General features: G+C 50.8%; 15 protein-coding genes and 1 pseudogene. 9 read left to right on the top strand and 7 right to left on the bottom strand.

From position 1 onward, the window contains the following. Positions 1–290: 290 nt before the first annotated feature. The 4 genes and pseudogenes from RC74_RS15980 to RC74_RS15960 all read right to left on the bottom strand — a co-directional run bounded on the left by RC74_RS15980 (position 291) and on the right by RC74_RS15960 (position 3,839). Complete coding sequence (locus RC74_RS15980) at positions 291–557, bottom strand: helix-turn-helix domain-containing protein (RefSeq protein WP_039002266.1); 267 nt, start codon at positions 555–557, stop codon at positions 291–293. A gap of 1,628 nt (positions 558–2,185) precedes the next feature. Then, a pseudogene (locus RC74_RS23160) lies at positions 2,186–2,299 on the bottom strand (IS110 family transposase); the annotation flags it as partial. Positions 2,300–2,382: 83 nt separating this feature from the next. Then, on the bottom strand, positions 2,383–2,829 hold the full coding sequence (locus tag RC74_RS15965; protein WP_062628310.1) for a hypothetical protein: 447 nt from the start codon (positions 2,827–2,829) through the stop codon (positions 2,383–2,385). A gap of 500 nt (positions 2,830–3,329) precedes the next feature. Continuing rightward, a complete protein-coding gene (locus tag RC74_RS15960; RefSeq protein WP_039002258.1) occupies positions 3,330–3,839 on the bottom strand; it encodes a hypothetical protein in 510 nt (169 codons plus the stop codon). Positions 3,840–4,067: 228 nt separating this feature from the next. Between RC74_RS15960 and RC74_RS22325 the strand changes: the two genes are divergently transcribed. The 6 genes from RC74_RS22325 to RC74_RS15940 all read left to right on the top strand — a co-directional run bounded on the left by RC74_RS22325 (position 4,068) and on the right by RC74_RS15940 (position 8,192). Continuing rightward, positions 4,068–4,220 (top strand): hypothetical protein, encoded by a 153-nt coding sequence (locus tag RC74_RS22325; protein ID WP_156477501.1) that lies wholly within the window; start codon positions 4,068–4,070, stop codon positions 4,218–4,220. 359 nt (positions 4,221–4,579) lie between these two features. Then, a complete protein-coding gene (locus tag RC74_RS23400) occupies positions 4,580–4,708 on the top strand; it encodes a hypothetical protein (protein WP_257722133.1) in 129 nt (42 codons plus the stop codon). Between the two features lie 811 nt (positions 4,709–5,519). Beyond that, positions 5,520–5,672 (top strand): hypothetical protein, encoded by a 153-nt coding sequence (locus RC74_RS22320; RefSeq protein WP_156477500.1) that lies wholly within the window; start codon positions 5,520–5,522, stop codon positions 5,670–5,672. A gap of 115 nt (positions 5,673–5,787) precedes the next feature. Continuing rightward, entirely contained in the window at positions 5,788–7,041 is a 1,254-nt protein-coding gene (chrA, locus tag RC74_RS15950) for a chromate efflux transporter (protein WP_039002254.1), read from the top strand. 105 nt (positions 7,042–7,146) lie between these two features. Further along, positions 7,147–7,611: an SspB family protein gene (locus RC74_RS15945; RefSeq protein ID WP_039002253.1), complete on the top strand. Its 465-nt coding sequence runs from the start codon at positions 7,147–7,149 to the stop codon at positions 7,609–7,611. A 98-nt stretch (positions 7,612–7,709) separates the two neighbouring features. Beyond that, complete coding sequence (locus RC74_RS15940) at positions 7,710–8,192, top strand: SRPBCC family protein (RefSeq protein WP_039002252.1); 483 nt, start codon at positions 7,710–7,712, stop codon at positions 8,190–8,192. A gap of 36 nt (positions 8,193–8,228) precedes the next feature. Here RC74_RS15940 and RC74_RS15935 read toward each other — a convergent pair whose 3' ends face one another. Beyond that, positions 8,229–8,684, bottom strand: a complete 456-nt coding sequence (locus RC74_RS15935) for a hypothetical protein (RefSeq protein WP_039002251.1) — start codon at positions 8,682–8,684, stop codon at positions 8,229–8,231. A 244-nt stretch (positions 8,685–8,928) separates the two neighbouring features. Here RC74_RS15935 and fumC point away from each other — a divergent pair, with 244 nt between their 5' ends. The 3 genes from fumC to RC74_RS15920 all read left to right on the top strand — a co-directional run bounded on the left by fumC (position 8,929) and on the right by RC74_RS15920 (position 11,020). After that, positions 8,929–10,323: a class II fumarate hydratase gene (fumC, locus tag RC74_RS15930; RefSeq protein WP_039002250.1), complete on the top strand. Its 1,395-nt coding sequence runs from the start codon at positions 8,929–8,931 to the stop codon at positions 10,321–10,323. Continuing rightward, entirely contained in the window at positions 10,323–10,514 is a 192-nt protein-coding gene (locus RC74_RS15925) for a DUF4169 family protein (RefSeq protein WP_039002249.1), read from the top strand. The genes fumC and RC74_RS15925 overlap by 1 nt, the downstream gene beginning before the upstream one ends. A 272-nt stretch (positions 10,515–10,786) precedes the next feature. After that, the gene (locus RC74_RS15920) at positions 10,787–11,020 is read left to right on the top strand and encodes a ribbon-helix-helix domain-containing protein (RefSeq protein WP_039002247.1); all 234 of its coding nucleotides are present in this window, start codon (positions 10,787–10,789) and stop codon (positions 11,018–11,020) included. Here the strand turns inward: RC74_RS15920 and RC74_RS15915 are convergent. Together RC74_RS15915 and RC74_RS15910 are read right to left on the bottom strand one after the other, a co-directional pair. Continuing rightward, positions 11,007–12,371 (bottom strand): cytochrome P450, encoded by a 1,365-nt coding sequence (locus tag RC74_RS15915; protein ID WP_039002246.1) that lies wholly within the window; start codon positions 12,369–12,371, stop codon positions 11,007–11,009. The genes RC74_RS15920 and RC74_RS15915 overlap by 14 nt on opposite strands. Next, entirely contained in the window at positions 12,368–13,471 is a 1,104-nt protein-coding gene (locus RC74_RS15910) for an alpha/beta hydrolase family protein (protein WP_236939956.1), read from the bottom strand. The genes RC74_RS15915 and RC74_RS15910 overlap by 4 nt, the downstream gene beginning before the upstream one ends. Positions 13,472–13,685 lie beyond the last annotated feature (214 nt).

The following is a 13,685-nucleotide window of genomic DNA, read 5'->3' as shown; positions in this document are numbered from 1 at the left end:
GATAGAAAAGGACCGGCGGCAGTTCGGTTGAGGTGTTGAGAAATGACAAGCGATCAAAGGCCGGCCCTGGATGGGTCAGATCAATGAAAACCGTATGAAGAGTCGTTGTCATGCCTTTAAACAGCACCAAGTGAGGGATTACGTCAACCCTATTTTTACGACGCATTGCAATCTATAATCACTCATTTGTTTGTACACTTTTTGTCTAAGTAATCCGTTTGTTCTACAAAATCTCCGCGTACTTATGAGCTACGCAGAAATGTGGGGATGCCTGCAACTGGCATGTATATTCAATTGCCCTTAGTTAATGCGTGTTGCTTTGCGTCTTCCTCCACTTCAATAATCAACTGACTAAGGGTTAGCTCAAGCCCATCACTGAGCCGCTTCAAAGTATCTAAACTTGGCTGATGGCGGCGACTTTCGATAAGGGAAATATAGCGCATGCTTCTTCCAATGTTGTGTGCAAGTTCTTCTTGGGAAAGCCCTGCGGCGCGCCGATGAAGGCGCACAACTCTGGCTAGAGATTCAAGAAGTGGGTCGATATTTTCAGCTACCATTTGATGACGTATCAATTATGGCGCATCTTTCGGCTATGAAGTATACTATGAATAATGCAGATTGGGGCAATTCATGGCCCTGCTCGCGCTGCTGCTAAAAACGCCAGCATTTATTGGAAATATTAGTGAAAGAAGTACAAATGTCAAAAACATCGAAGAAACAATTTTCACTTCTCGTAGAAAAGATAGTGAAAGAAGTTTTTGAGGCCGTAGAAACGGAGCGCGATATCGAAATTGACTCTAGAAAAAAACTCAGAATGTAGCCCGTCTATCCCGAAGGCGGCCAAAGTCTCAATATACGGGCCAGCTACACCTAAAGGTGAAACGAAACGACGAAGAGTGGTTCAAATCGATGGTTAGCAAGTATGAAGTTCAAAATGGGAAATTTTTCAGCCTAATGAGGCAAAAATTTGAGAGTTTTGATGAGTAAATTCATATAAATTTGTATGTTGAACTTAACTTAGCCTTGCAGTTTTGGACGGGGTTCGAAGGCACCTGTCCGCTATCACGAAAGAGTCATAATCCTTCAACAGCGGTTCCGGTTTTGAAACGCGTTTTGGCGGCAACAATCGAGGTGGCTTATTCAATGCAAAAACACTTCGCCAACGTAATCTTGAACTTTATGCGACAGGTCGTCCCAAAACAGTGGCGCAACTTTCGAGATCAAGTAACTGATAACTGCCGCATCATCTCACATCGCAACGTTCGGGTTTTGCAGTAGCCCCAGTATAATTAGAAATAATTCTCGTGTTCATACCCACCTCTGAGCCTACCTTGCGTCCAAGAGCATTGATGCGAAAAATTCGCACTTTGTTGTCAAGGCATCTGGCGCGAAGATCGACTTATTCGTGTAAGTCTAGGTTTAGCCGCTGGCTAGCGGATGCAAAATCCGAAATAGCTTCGCAGTCATGGTGCGAATATCGCGCATCGTCACCACCATTCAGGGAATAATCAAAAAAGAGATCTCCCCCAGTAAGGAAGACAACTGATCTGTCGTATCTTCCATAGTTCAGTTTGCCTGCATGCTTTGTGAGGAAGGCTTTGGCTAGGCTTCTTTCTTTTTCGGAAAAAGTGTCCTTGAGTACAGAGAATACTAAAGCTGCATGAGGGAAGTGCTTTGCTAGCGTAGCCAACCAATGGCACCATATATCCTATAGTATCCTAGTACTCGCCCTTGGTCGTTAGACCCGACCCAAATAAGATTTGGATTGGTGCCATAAACCAAGTAACAGGTGGGCACCGCCCAACATATAGCAAAAAATCTCATCAAGAAGCGTTTTCAGCCTATTGGAATGATCAAGTTCGGACGGTACTCATCTCATCATGAACAGCGGCTTCGTCCTGTGTGGATGGCTCCCTTTTTGCAAGTACAATTTAGCGCATGGTGTTTTGATCAGAAGCAGTCTTGTGTTCGGCTTGTTGGCGCGACGCACATGGCCGCTGGCCCTCCCTCTCAGCGATGCATGCATCGCCTGCCGGGCAGTGGATGGTTTCCACCAACCAAGTCCCATTCCGCATATCGAACAGCAAGCGTTCTGGACAAAGCTCGGGGTGTCTTGGTTTTTGGGCTGACAAAGTTCCATCACTTCATTGGTCTTGCAAACTCCTATTGTTGTTTCGTTGGTCCGTTAAACGGTTCTCGCTTTGTAGGGCTCATTCCGTGTCAGCACAGCCCAGATCATACGGGCAGTTTTGTTGGCCATGGCAACGGCGGCCACTCTGCTGGGCTTTTTTCTGCGCAAATGTCGGCTTTCAGGGAACCGTTCAAAAACGGTCGTTTTTGGAAGTCCGTTTGAAGCGGGACATTCCTGATCAGAAATGGCAGTTAAGGCTGTGCAACCAGCGCGGCCGCGATGTTTCCAAGAGAAGTGTTGAAAAACCAATCTCGGTGCAGTAATTCACCATTTGTGATGTAGAGATTTTCTACTTCGTAAAACTGATACGTCCCGTCCGCATCAGGAATACGAACTCGGCTGACCGCCCCCGTTTCGGCAGCCTCCTCGCCTCTCACGTCAAACAGTTTAAAGTAATCCTCATTGGAGGTCAGTGCCGCTTGCCTTAAGATTGCAACCACCTCTTCTTCTTCGGTGATCCGTTCATCGACAAAATAGCAGCCAGCCTCCACTCCGCCGACCGTGACGGCCGTGCCAGCAGCAACGACCAATGTTATTGGCGCAGTAAGGATGGCCAGCACACCTGCCGCAAATCCACTCCCTCCGATGATACCTACGGTCCCAGCTCCCGAAGCCCCTGCAAGCGTCGAACCCAACATCAGAGACCCGCTGGCTGCGTGTGGAAAGAAATAAAGCCCCCTAAAGCCATTGTAGCGGGACCAACGGACGCCCCAGCACCACCTGCTGTGACAACCGCAGTCGCGGCTGTGGGGCTGACCAACTGGCTGAGCCGATAGTCACAAACCCCAGAAAATGCGCTCGTAACCCAAACAAGCGAAAGGACCGCACTAAGATTTAAACTTTTAAGCACTGGCCCAGCCTCGCTAAAATAACATTCCCGATATTCTTCGTCCTACGAGGCAAATAGATCAAGCTTTTTATCTAGCTTCGCAGGGCGAGCGTGGCTGCTCTGATCTCAACCCGACTATTAACGACACCAGTATAATCCGCCAGAAACCCTCTTTTTTGGAGCGGTCGGAAAAGGCCCTGCTTTCCGCTGCCACAAACCCCGTTGAAAACCTAATCAGTTGTTGAACGTTTTTGGAAGGGTCTCAAAGTGATCATTGGCTAGGCTGGCCCTGCCCGCTTTCGTGCCGCACTAGGCGCCCGTCTTTTCCCATGCACAAAGGCGCGTGTCATGGTTGACCCAGCACCCGCCTACTTTCGACAAATATCCGGTTGGGGCGTGGAGGTGTGTCGCCCCAGGCTCACCCGTCCAAAAGGCGTAAGGCGCCCCATCGTAGTCGATTATAAACCATACTTGATGGCCGAGTTGTTTTTTTGAATCATAATCAATGCTTGTCATTGAAAAGCTTCCATCGAGTACCCCTGAATCGTTTTCAGTGAAATGAAAGTCGCATTTTCCTTGAATTTCAATCTTGCCTTCAGATTCGAAGTAGCAAGTCGTTGCTCCTGCAATTCCGGCGGAGAGGAAAAGGAGGCATGAGCTCGTAATAATAGTTTTCAAAATGTTCTTCCCTAGGCCAATTGGCTCGGTGTTTAATTCTTCATCAAGTCTGTATTTGAGTTCTATTTGTATGAAATGGCAGGAATTGGGCGGATTCTGGGTTTCGTCGAGAAAATCCGCGTCAGACCGAAAATTGAACATGAAATTTCTGGGGTGTATTACATAATGTACGACAGGCGCCCCGCGCTCTATTTATGAACCCTGCACTCGCGTTAATGGAGTGTGCATAACGCGAGTTAGGCGTCATCGTCATTCCCTGTTAAAAGCGTAAACCGGTTTTCTTCAGATTGAAAAAATGATGGTCAGGCATATCTATTGCAGAGAATGTGATGAACTGCTGTGCTAATAATTATTCAAAAGGAGAAACAAATGAGTGACGGCTACGCTGGGACCGGTTTTGCCGATGCCGCCGAATACGAGTTCTGGCTTACTGCTCCGGACGACATGTCACCGGATGAATTCAAAGATTGGTATCGAAATGCAGCCCATAAATCCGCTGGGGACATGTACGAATGGTGGTAAAAACAGGGTGGCAACGTTGATGACGACGATACGTCTTGTCCCAATTGCGGGGGTCTGCACTACTTTCAAGGGGATTGTTCAACTTGCGGATACGAAGACTAAATCCTTAAAACGCATAGCTATAATCACTCCCCAAGGGGGAGAATATTTTAGATTTTCTCGGTGCTACTCAACCTATTGGTTCTTATATAACGCGAGTTAAGCGGCGTCCCGCTTTTGTTGCCGGAAAGGATTCAAATATGGGATGTGAAAAATTTCTTGTGAAACGCGACGTGTTTGACGTCAGCGCCTATGGGTCCAAATAGCGGTATTTGATAAGAGAGTGTTTTTGGCTCATCGTAACCACCAAGGAGTGGGACATGGGACAAACAACCGGAACACGTAAAAGCCCCGGCGAGAAGATCGTCAAAGACATCAAACGCGCCACGCGCAAGCAATATTCATCCGAAGAGCAGATCCGACGAAATTTTCTTTTGAGGGCTTATTAGTCTTCAGGCATAAGGACGATGTAACTCCTAGCTTGGTACGCCGCTAAGGAACTCTGTCCATTAACGCCGAAACCTCGCGAAGGGGAGTTGAACACGGTGACAAAAGATTACTAAAAGCCAGAAGATATCCCACGGTTCAAGGAGAAACTTTGCGAACTAAAGGCGCAATTTGACACTCTGTTGGAAAGGGTAGATCGGCACAAATATCCGGTGTGCCAGAGTTCTTCAACTTAACCATCAGTTCTTTTCATGGAGAAAGCAAAAGTCAGTAACCTTGGGCAGACTACGTCCCTACAATTGTGTTGATTGACCGCTTTTAATCACTTTGACGTAAGAGTTTCCGCCCTGTCTCTTGCCACTAAGGTCCACCATCGAGATAACCGGAAAATTTCTGAAAATCCTCCCATTTTTTTCTAATCTGCCTCGGCATCGAGTCCCACTTGTTCGAATTTTGACATTCTACTTGAACCATTAAAGTAAATTTAAACATCCCATTCACGGTAGATTAATACGGTTCTACTCATTCGTAGAATGTAATAAATTAAGGTCATACAGCAAAACGGTAAGTTTTTGAGGAGTCATAATGGGGCGGTACCCGGCGACTCCACCAAAATCCTTCTTTGGGCGGGGTTCGCAGGTACCTGGCAACAGAAACCTGCACTTACTTCTCCCCTTGTATTATTCCTCACGATCTCAAGCGCTTTTCCGCTCGATATGGGCAATCTGTCGCGCATTTCTAATCACGGAATTATCATGGCTTGTTTTTCTTTCTGCACCGGATCAAATGGCTAAAAAAGAGTCAGGCAGTCCTATGAGAAACATCGCTTTTATCCTTGCTTCCGCGTCCATACTTTTGGCCGCATCCTCCATCGTGGCAAATGTGCGCCACCCAGAAACGGCGCGTAAAACCATCCAGTATAGCGTGCCCCATACGTTCAATCCTTCGTATGGCGGCTCGTCGTAAACCCACGCTCCCAAACCCCTCCCGCATCACACAATTTCGGCCCACGTCATTCCCCGCCTTAACAGCGGCATCTCAACCTGTTACCTCTTGAGAAATCCAGACCGACAGGGCCGAAATGACTCCGACATTCTCTGATTCCACCCGTGTTTTTGCCCGTATCGGGCTTTTGTCGTTCGGCGGCCCTGCGGCGCAAATCGCGGTGATGCACAAAGAGCTGGTGGAAGAGCGCCCGTGGCTGAGCGAAGAGCAATTTCTGTCCGCGCTCTCGTTTTGTATGCTCCTCCCCGGCCCTGAAGCGATGCAATTGGCCACCTATGCTGGATGGCGATTGCATGGGGTGCGCGGCGGTTTGATGGCGGGGGCTCTGTTTGTAATCCCCGGAGCGTTGGTCGTGTTGGCGCTCGCTATATTTTACGCGCTCTTTGGCAATGTCCCTCTGGTTGAAGCGCTTTTCCTTGGGGTTAAAGCCGCCGTTGTGGTGATCGTGATCCAAGCCCTGCTCAAAGTTGCCAAACGCGCCCTCAAACACCGCGCAGCATGGGCGATTGCGGCGGCAAGTTTCGTGAGCATCTTTTTTCTGGCCCTCCCTTATCCTTTGATCGTAGCGGCGGCAGCACTCGCGGGCGTGGTCTTTTTACCCAAACAAAGCGTGCCCGCTATGGCAATCAAACAACCCAAATCGGCACACCCTGCCCGCACCATCGCGATTTGGGGCAGTCTTTGGCTTTTCCCCATGCTTCTGTTGCACCTGATGGGGGCAAAACTACTCACGTCCATCGGGTTGTTCTTTTCAAAACTCGCGGTGGTGACCTTTGGCGGCGCCTATGCGGTGCTGGCCTATATGACCCAAGAAGTTGTGGTGCAAAAAGGCTGGATTTCGACGGCGACCATGATGGATGGCCTCGGTCTTGCCGAAACAACGCCGGGCCCTCTGATTCTTGTGACAGAGTTCGTAGGCTTTCAAGCGGCCTTCAATGCAGGCGGCCTCTGGCTTGGAATTGCGGGCGCGATTGTGGCGCTTTGGACAACCTTCATCCCGTGTTTTTTGTGGATTTTCACAGCAGCCCCATATTTGGCACAAATCAGCAGCCGCCCGCGCCTTGCTGCGGCCCTGTCGGGCATAACGGCGGCCGTGGTTGGGGTTATTTTCAACCTCTCGATCTGGTTCGCCCTGCATGTCGTATTTGAGCGAGTCACCCCCACAAGCCTCGGTCCGATCCACCTATTAACCCCTGATTTGCACAGCCTAAACTGGTCTGCAGCCGCCCTTTCTGCCTTTGCTGCCCTCCTCATGCTGCGCTTAAATGTGGGTATGGGCAAAACACTTCTCATCGTTGCCCTCGCGGGTTTGGGCCTGTCATTTCTATAGCTTGCTTGACGATTGCATGAAAAAAGGCAGCGCGGCCCCTTTTATTCGCCGAGGGGGCAGCATATGATCGAATTAACTTCACGCGCTGCATAAGGGGGGCGACACATGTCTCAATTTATCGACTACGGAAACCTCATGCATGACGCCATGCGCGGTCTGATCCAAAAAGTATTGGAAAATGTGCAACGCGATGGCCTTCCGGGTTCGCACCATTTTTTCATTACGTTTGATACATTGCATCCCGACGTCGAAATCGCGGATTGGCTTTCTGATCGTTATCCGGGCGAAATGACCGTGGTGATGCAAAACTGGTTTGAAGGTCTTGATGTCACCAATGACGGATTTACCGTCAGGATGAAATTCGGTGGCACACCTGAAACGCTCTATATTCCTTATGACGCGATCATCACCTTTGTCGATCCATCGGTCGAGTTTGGCCTGCGCTTTGAAAGCCAGGAACACGACGACGAGACCGAAGACGCCGATGATGCAGAAGCGCCAATGGCCGAAGATGTCCCTCAGGAGCCCATCGAAGCCGAAGTCGTTAGTTTGGACTCGTTCCGTAAATAGGTGGTACGCATCTGATCCACCACGCCCCATTTCGGACTATTTAAGCACCACGTTACTCTCTTTATGTTTTGGACACATGTTCAAAACTGGAGATAATCATGGCTAAAATCATCCTCAAACAAACCTACAATGCCCCCGCAGACCGCGTTTGGAAATCATGGGACACCTTTGGTGACATCCAAATTTACAATCCGAACCTAAATTCCTCCTCCCTGATCAACAACAGCAAAGAGACCGGCCTTGGCGCAGAGCGTCGGTGCGATTTTTCCGACGGTAAAAACCATGTTTTGGAACGGATCATTGCGTATAAAGCGGGGGAAAGCATGGAAGTCGACATTTACGACGGCACCGTTCCCCTCAAACGTGCGGTTGCAGGGCTGATTGTAAGAAGCCTGTCACCAAGCCGGAGTGAACTCACCTTCACGATGGATTTCACCCCAAAGTTCGGCCTTCTCGGGGCGTTAATGATACCGATGATGAAGGCGCAGTTTCGCGGTGTTCTGGCAAAACTTCTTGCGGCCAACAAAGACTATGTTGAAAATGGGGTTGAAGTGGTTCGCCCTATCGCGATGGTCGCCTAAAGGCGCGCAATGGAGGCCGTGTGGGCCTCCATTCGTCTACAGAAGGCCTAGCAGCATGGTTGTTCCGAGGGCGATGGAAAACTGCGCAAACGCAGGCCTTTGACGCAGCCCAAAGACCCCCGCCAACGCGACCAAAAAGAACAACAAATAGGCAACCCAAATCGAACTATACAGTAATTCGGCCGAAAAACCCGCCAGCCCGTGCATCGCGTCAACGTCTACAAAACCCGTTTTTGCAAGCGTCAAAACCCCGCCGATTAGGCAGCCATACGACCAACATTTCAAACGGGAAATGAGCGTGGGCTTGGGAATAAATGGCGCTTTGGCTCGGGGGGCGACGATATTTGGCATCCGCGTGCGCATTGCCTTTGAAGGGGGACGCATCCGCGAAGTTGCCCGCCCCGCCGCGTTTTGCCGCGAATGGTTGCGTTCAATCCGTTCCAAGCGGATATAAAAGCTCTCGTGTCCTGTTGTCAAACTCTGCGCCTGCACCTGATCCTCCTGTGCGTTCACACTACCTTTACGATCCCTCTGGTTAATTTTATGTCAAACCGGAGTCGCCGTTTGCGCAGGAATGCGGCCAGTTTGAGACTTTTCCCTAAAACTTTTCTGATTTAACACTGGGTACACACCAGTCAAATTCTTGCCTCCTGCGCGGTTGTGGCAATTGTAATTTAACGGCACACATTCTATAGAGTGGCAACCCTTAGGCCCTAGGATTTCTCAGGAGAAACTGATGACAGATACCCGCACCGAAACCGACAGCTTTGGCCCGCTTGAGGTCCCCTCTGAGAAATATTGGGGCGCTCAGACGCAACGCTCTTTGATGAATTTCCCCATTGGTTGGGAAAAACAGCCTCTTGCGATTGTCCGTGCCCTCGGGGTGATTAAAATGGCCTGCGCGCAAGCCAACATGACCAACGGCGCGCTGGATGCGACACGCGGCGACGCCATCGTTAAGGCCGCAGGCGAAGTGATCGACGGCAAGTTTGACGACAACTTCCCACTGGTTGTGTGGCAAACAGGGTCCGGCACCCAATCCAACATGAACTCCAACGAGGTCATCGCCAACCGCGCGATTGAAATTCTCGGCGGCGTGATCGGTTCAAAAGATCCGGTCCACCCCAACGATCATTGCAACATGGGCCAGTCCTCAAACGACACATTCCCAACCGCAATGCACATCGGCACCGCGATGATGGCCCGTGATGTCTTGCTCCCCGGCTTGGAAAAACTCCACGCGGCGCTAGAGGCCAAAGTCGTGGAATTCGACGGCATCATCAAAATCGGCCGCACCCATACAATGGACGCGACGCCGCTCACATTGGCCCAAGAATTTTCGGGCTATGCACACCAACTCAAAAAGGGCATCGAGCGCGTCAAAGCCTCCCTGCCCGACATTTACGAATTGGCACAGGGCGGCACGGCCGTTGGGACGGGCCTCAACACAACTGCGGGCTGGGGCGAACAAGTCGCCGCAAACATGGCCAAAATCACCGACCTGCCCTTCGTGACTGCCCCCAATAAATTCGAAGCCCTCGCAGCGCATGACGCCCTCGTTATGTTCTCGGGTGCGTTGAAAACTGTCGCCGCCAGCCTGTTCAAAATCGCCAACGACATCCGCCTTTTGGGCTCGGGTCCGCGCTGTGGTTTGGGCGAATTGATGTTGCCGGAAAACGAACCTGGCTCCTCGATCATGCCAGGAAAAGTGAACCCAACCCAATGCGAAGCCCTGACACAGGTCTGCATCCACGTCTTTGGCAACGATGCAGCCGTCGGTTTTGCAGGCAGTCAGGGGCACTTTGAACTCAACGTTTACAACCCAATGATGGCCTATAACATTTTGCAATCTATGCAACTTTTGGGCGATGCTTCCACGGCATTCACCGACAATTGTGTGGTGGGCATTGAGGCCAACAAAGAGCGTATCGCCAAAATCATGAACGAATCCCTGATGCTGGTAACGGCGCTCGCGCCAACAATCGGCTATGACAACGCGACGAAAGTGGCCAAAACAGCCCATAAAAACGGCACGACCTTGAAAGAGGAAGCCATTGCACTGGGCTTTGTGGATGAAGCAACGTTTGATGCGGTTGTACGTCCGGAAAACATGATCGGCCCCAAACCTTAATGCAAAAATTAATCAACCTCGCCCGCGCACGCAAACAACGTGCGCGGGACGAAAAACGTGCGGATTCGGAGAAAAATACCGCCTCCGCAGGCGTCACAAAAGCGGACCGCCTGTTGCAAGCGACCAAAAACACGCGGGCGCAAAAAATGCTGGATCAACATGTGGTTGATACGGAATTTGATCACGAATAATCGATGACAAGGCGCCTGATCCCTTCAGCCAATTTCATTTTCATGTCTATACGAAATTTTAAGGCTCTGACGTCATTCTCACAGAAGAGCAAAGAATTGCCTCCCCTGACAGATACATCACATGGTGCTGCATCGGCCTTTCCCTTTTGGAAAGAAATGCAAGAATGTGTTGTTTGAATACAAGTGAGATGCAAGGGTTTGGGGAGCGGTTCTAAAGAGGCATTAAGATAAGGACGGCCACCCCATTGAATTTGGGACGTTGTGTATAATTTATGAGTAGAAGACCTAGAAAACGATCCCTAACACTAAATGGTCACCGAACAAGCGTTTCTCTTGAAGACGAATTTTGGCTGTCGTTCCGCGAGATTGCCGACGAACGTAAAATTCCGATCAATGCATTAGCCGCCGAAATTGACGCCGCGCGCGGGCTGGATATGGGCCTAGCTTCGGCGATCCGTCTGTATATTTTGCAGCATTATCGCGCAAATTCCACTATCTCGGGGTGATTTGAAGCCAAATCCCGTCTTTGGCGCGCACCGTAAGATGGGCGACCGGAACGGGAATGTGGCCAGCGCCAGGGCTAAACTTAAGCGCCCGTACGAAACTCGCCAACAAGAGCGGCCCTTCAATCATGGCAAACCCTGCCCCCGTACACACGCGCGGTCCTGCAGAAAACGGCATATAGGCCTCGCGCAGGCAGGTCTTGCCGTTTTCCGTTCTAAAACGATCCGGATCAAATTCATCTGGCCGCTCCCAAAGCCGTTCGTGGCGATGCAGATGCCACGGCGACAATACGATCTGAGCACCTGTAGGTACGTCTCGATTGCGAAACTCCTGCGGACACGCGGCCTCACGAACCATCATTGGAACAGGGGGATACAAGCGCAGAGCCTCGCGAAACACATCGCGGGTCAGGCGTAATTTTCCGATGTCGGAAAACGTAATATCCCGTTCAGGAATAACCTGCGCAACCTCTTCGGCGACGCGGTTTTGCATAGCTGGATCGATAGCCAATAGATACAGCGCCCATGCCAAGGCACTGGCACTCGTTTCATGCCCCGCAAGGAAGAAGATGGCCACCTGATCGACCATTTCCTCGGCGCTGAACTTCGCACCGGTTTGCGGGTCTCTGGTGGTCATAATCTTGGTCGCCAAATCATCCGGCGCGGTCCCTGCCGCAATTTCACCCGCCCGTTGAGCAACCAGATCGCCAATCAACAACCGAATGGCACGCGCCGTTTTTTTGGTGTTTCGACGGTGAAATCGCGGCATCCAACGTGGAAGCGGCACAAAGGCTGCAAGGTTCAAGATCGGCTGATTGCGTTGATAGGCGCGAAATTGGGTGAAAACTTCGGCCGCGGTGCGGTGGGTGATCGGAATGGAAAACAACGTGCGAAAAATGATATCCGCAGCCACAAAGCTTGCCACCTCCTCTATCTCAACTTCCTTTGGTGCCATCTTGAGCATTCTTGCTACCGCATCTTCGCAAGCCGCGTTCATTGCGCCAAAGGTGTCGCGCAGACGCCCGCCTTCAAAAGCCGGATCAATAATGCGTCGCTGTCGTTTCCAGACTTCTCCATTTGTCAAAAAAACCGAATTTCCAAGGATAGGTTTCAAGCCTTCCCGAATGCGATCAGACTTGGGAAACTCATCGGGATTGTGCCTAAGAACCTCCGCAATCAACTTAGGATCATTGATGAGGAACGAGCGGAAAAAAGGTGTTTTAAACTCGGCCATCCAGGCGCGATACAATTTCGCGGGTTGTGCAGAGAGGATATCCCGCCGAAACGCACGCGCGTATTTAAACAGGCTTATTTTCTCCGCGCGGGCTGTGGGTTTGGGAGGTGTGACGGTCATACGTCGGTGTAACCCGAGGCCGCGACATCAAGCCGCGAACGCGAGGCAGGACGGTCGCGATAACGCGCGCTCAACGTTTTTGGGCCCGCTGTAATTTGAAAATAGTCATAGTCTTTGGGACGATCAAAGGCGCAAAGATACTGAAAATGCAGGCGGAAATACTTTCGTTTCAACTCTTGCCACCGTTCGGGGCTAAGCGATTGGGTGAATGCCGCCGAGAACACAAGCGGCCAACGCGCCTTTTGCGGGGCAACCCCAGAGACGGCAACGGGGTCACACAGAGCAAACGAGCAACCATCGCCCGGCGCAGTAACGTCGACCCACGTAATATCGGCGCGCGTTGAAAGCATCGCCAAATCACCGCGTAATCGTGTCGCCTTGGGCAGAAAGCTCACCATCGGAACCACGTGTCCAAGGGTCAGCAGTCCAAGGACATGGCCCCGTTTTGGCCCTTGATTTGCCCGCAACAAATCCGCAACAATCGACACCGCAATATGTGCGCCAGAGGAATGGCCAACGATCAACACCTCGTCGTAGTTTTCTGTAAGCGCCTGTGCAATTTGGGCGCGAAACGCTTCGAAGCGCTCCTCCATTTTTGGCGGATACGCCCCCCAGTTTTGCGCCGTATGCGCGAAATCATGCATCAGATAATAGGCGTAAATCTTGCTATCGCGCGCATGGAACCAGCGCAAAATATAGATAACGATGGGGATAAAAGTCACCCATCCGGCGCGGGGATAAACATAGGTCGATAAAACCGAGCCAACAACGGACGCGAACGTGATAGCCCCAAGAAGTTGCACGCTAAGGATCGCGATCGGGTATAATGCGGCAATAATCGGCCCCTTGCGCAGCCACATAAGCCGCCGAAGCGCCCCCGAATATATGTAGATCCACGACGTGATCAGCATCTGCCAATAGGTCGCCACAATCCCGTGCCCCATCGACGACTTCACAATATCTGACCACACCAGCACAGAGACGTCCGCGGTCACTTGTGCGCCCTCTATTGTCGCAGTTGCCGTCCAGCCGAAGGGGCCAGAACTCCCTATTTTCCCCTTTGTTTCAATATTATAACCAGAAATTTCAGCTTGTTTCATCGCTTCCGCGCGGTAGAGTTCGCGGTAGCGCCGTGGGTGAAAGGGGTCATAACCAGGAATATAAAAAACACGCCTGCGTTTAACGACAACCGATTGGGCTGAGTTTTGGTTTAATGAGGGTAGCTTTGGCGATTCGGACTGCGACAAGGGAAGCCTTAATTGTTCATTGTTTACTTAATCTAGACAAGAAACCTGACAAAAATAAGCCCCTCCT

It is taken from the genome of Falsihalocynthiibacter arcticus (assembly GCF_000812665.2).
Lineage (GTDB): Bacteria > Pseudomonadota > Alphaproteobacteria > Rhodobacterales > Rhodobacteraceae > Falsihalocynthiibacter > Falsihalocynthiibacter arcticus.
The sequence above is the reverse complement of the archived record's forward strand: the minus strand, read 5'-3'. Positions and strand labels throughout refer to the sequence as shown.

What these genes read in the sequence shown, in the direction of transcription:
- RC74_RS15940 (WP_039002252.1), top strand. Translation starts at nt 7,710, where the DNA reads ATGGCTAAAATCATCCTCAAACAAACCTACAATGCCCCCGCAGACCGC.
- RC74_RS15910 (WP_236939956.1), bottom strand. Translation starts at nt 13,471, where the DNA reads ATGAAACAAGCTGAAATTTCTGGTTATAATATTGAAACAAAGGGGAAA.
- RC74_RS22325 (WP_156477501.1), top strand. Translation starts at nt 4,068, where the DNA reads ATGAGTGACGGCTACGCTGGGACCGGTTTTGCCGATGCCGCCGAATAC.
- RC74_RS15960 (WP_039002258.1), bottom strand. Translation starts at nt 3,839, where the DNA reads ATGTTCAATTTTCGGTCTGACGCGGATTTTCTCGACGAAACCCAGAAT.
- RC74_RS22320 (WP_156477500.1), top strand. Translation starts at nt 5,520, where the DNA reads ATGAGAAACATCGCTTTTATCCTTGCTTCCGCGTCCATACTTTTGGCC.
- chrA (WP_039002254.1), top strand. Translation starts at nt 5,788, where the DNA reads ATGACTCCGACATTCTCTGATTCCACCCGTGTTTTTGCCCGTATCGGG.
- RC74_RS15945 (WP_039002253.1), top strand. Translation starts at nt 7,147, where the DNA reads ATGTCTCAATTTATCGACTACGGAAACCTCATGCATGACGCCATGCGC.
- RC74_RS15925 (WP_039002249.1), top strand. Translation starts at nt 10,323, where the DNA reads ATGCAAAAATTAATCAACCTCGCCCGCGCACGCAAACAACGTGCGCGG.
- RC74_RS15920 (WP_039002247.1), top strand. Translation starts at nt 10,787, where the DNA reads ATGAGTAGAAGACCTAGAAAACGATCCCTAACACTAAATGGTCACCGA.
- fumC (WP_039002250.1), top strand. Translation starts at nt 8,929, where the DNA reads ATGACAGATACCCGCACCGAAACCGACAGCTTTGGCCCGCTTGAGGTC.
- RC74_RS15915 (WP_039002246.1), bottom strand. Translation starts at nt 12,371, where the DNA reads ATGACCGTCACACCTCCCAAACCCACAGCCCGCGCGGAGAAAATAAGC.
- RC74_RS23400 (WP_257722133.1), top strand. Translation starts at nt 4,580, where the DNA reads ATGGGACAAACAACCGGAACACGTAAAAGCCCCGGCGAGAAGATCGTC.
- RC74_RS15965 (WP_062628310.1), bottom strand. Translation starts at nt 2,829, where the DNA reads ATGTTGGGTTCGACGCTTGCAGGGGCTTCGGGAGCTGGGACCGTAGGT.
- RC74_RS15980 (WP_039002266.1), bottom strand. Translation starts at nt 557, where the DNA reads ATGGTAGCTGAAAATATCGACCCACTTCTTGAATCTCTAGCCAGAGTT.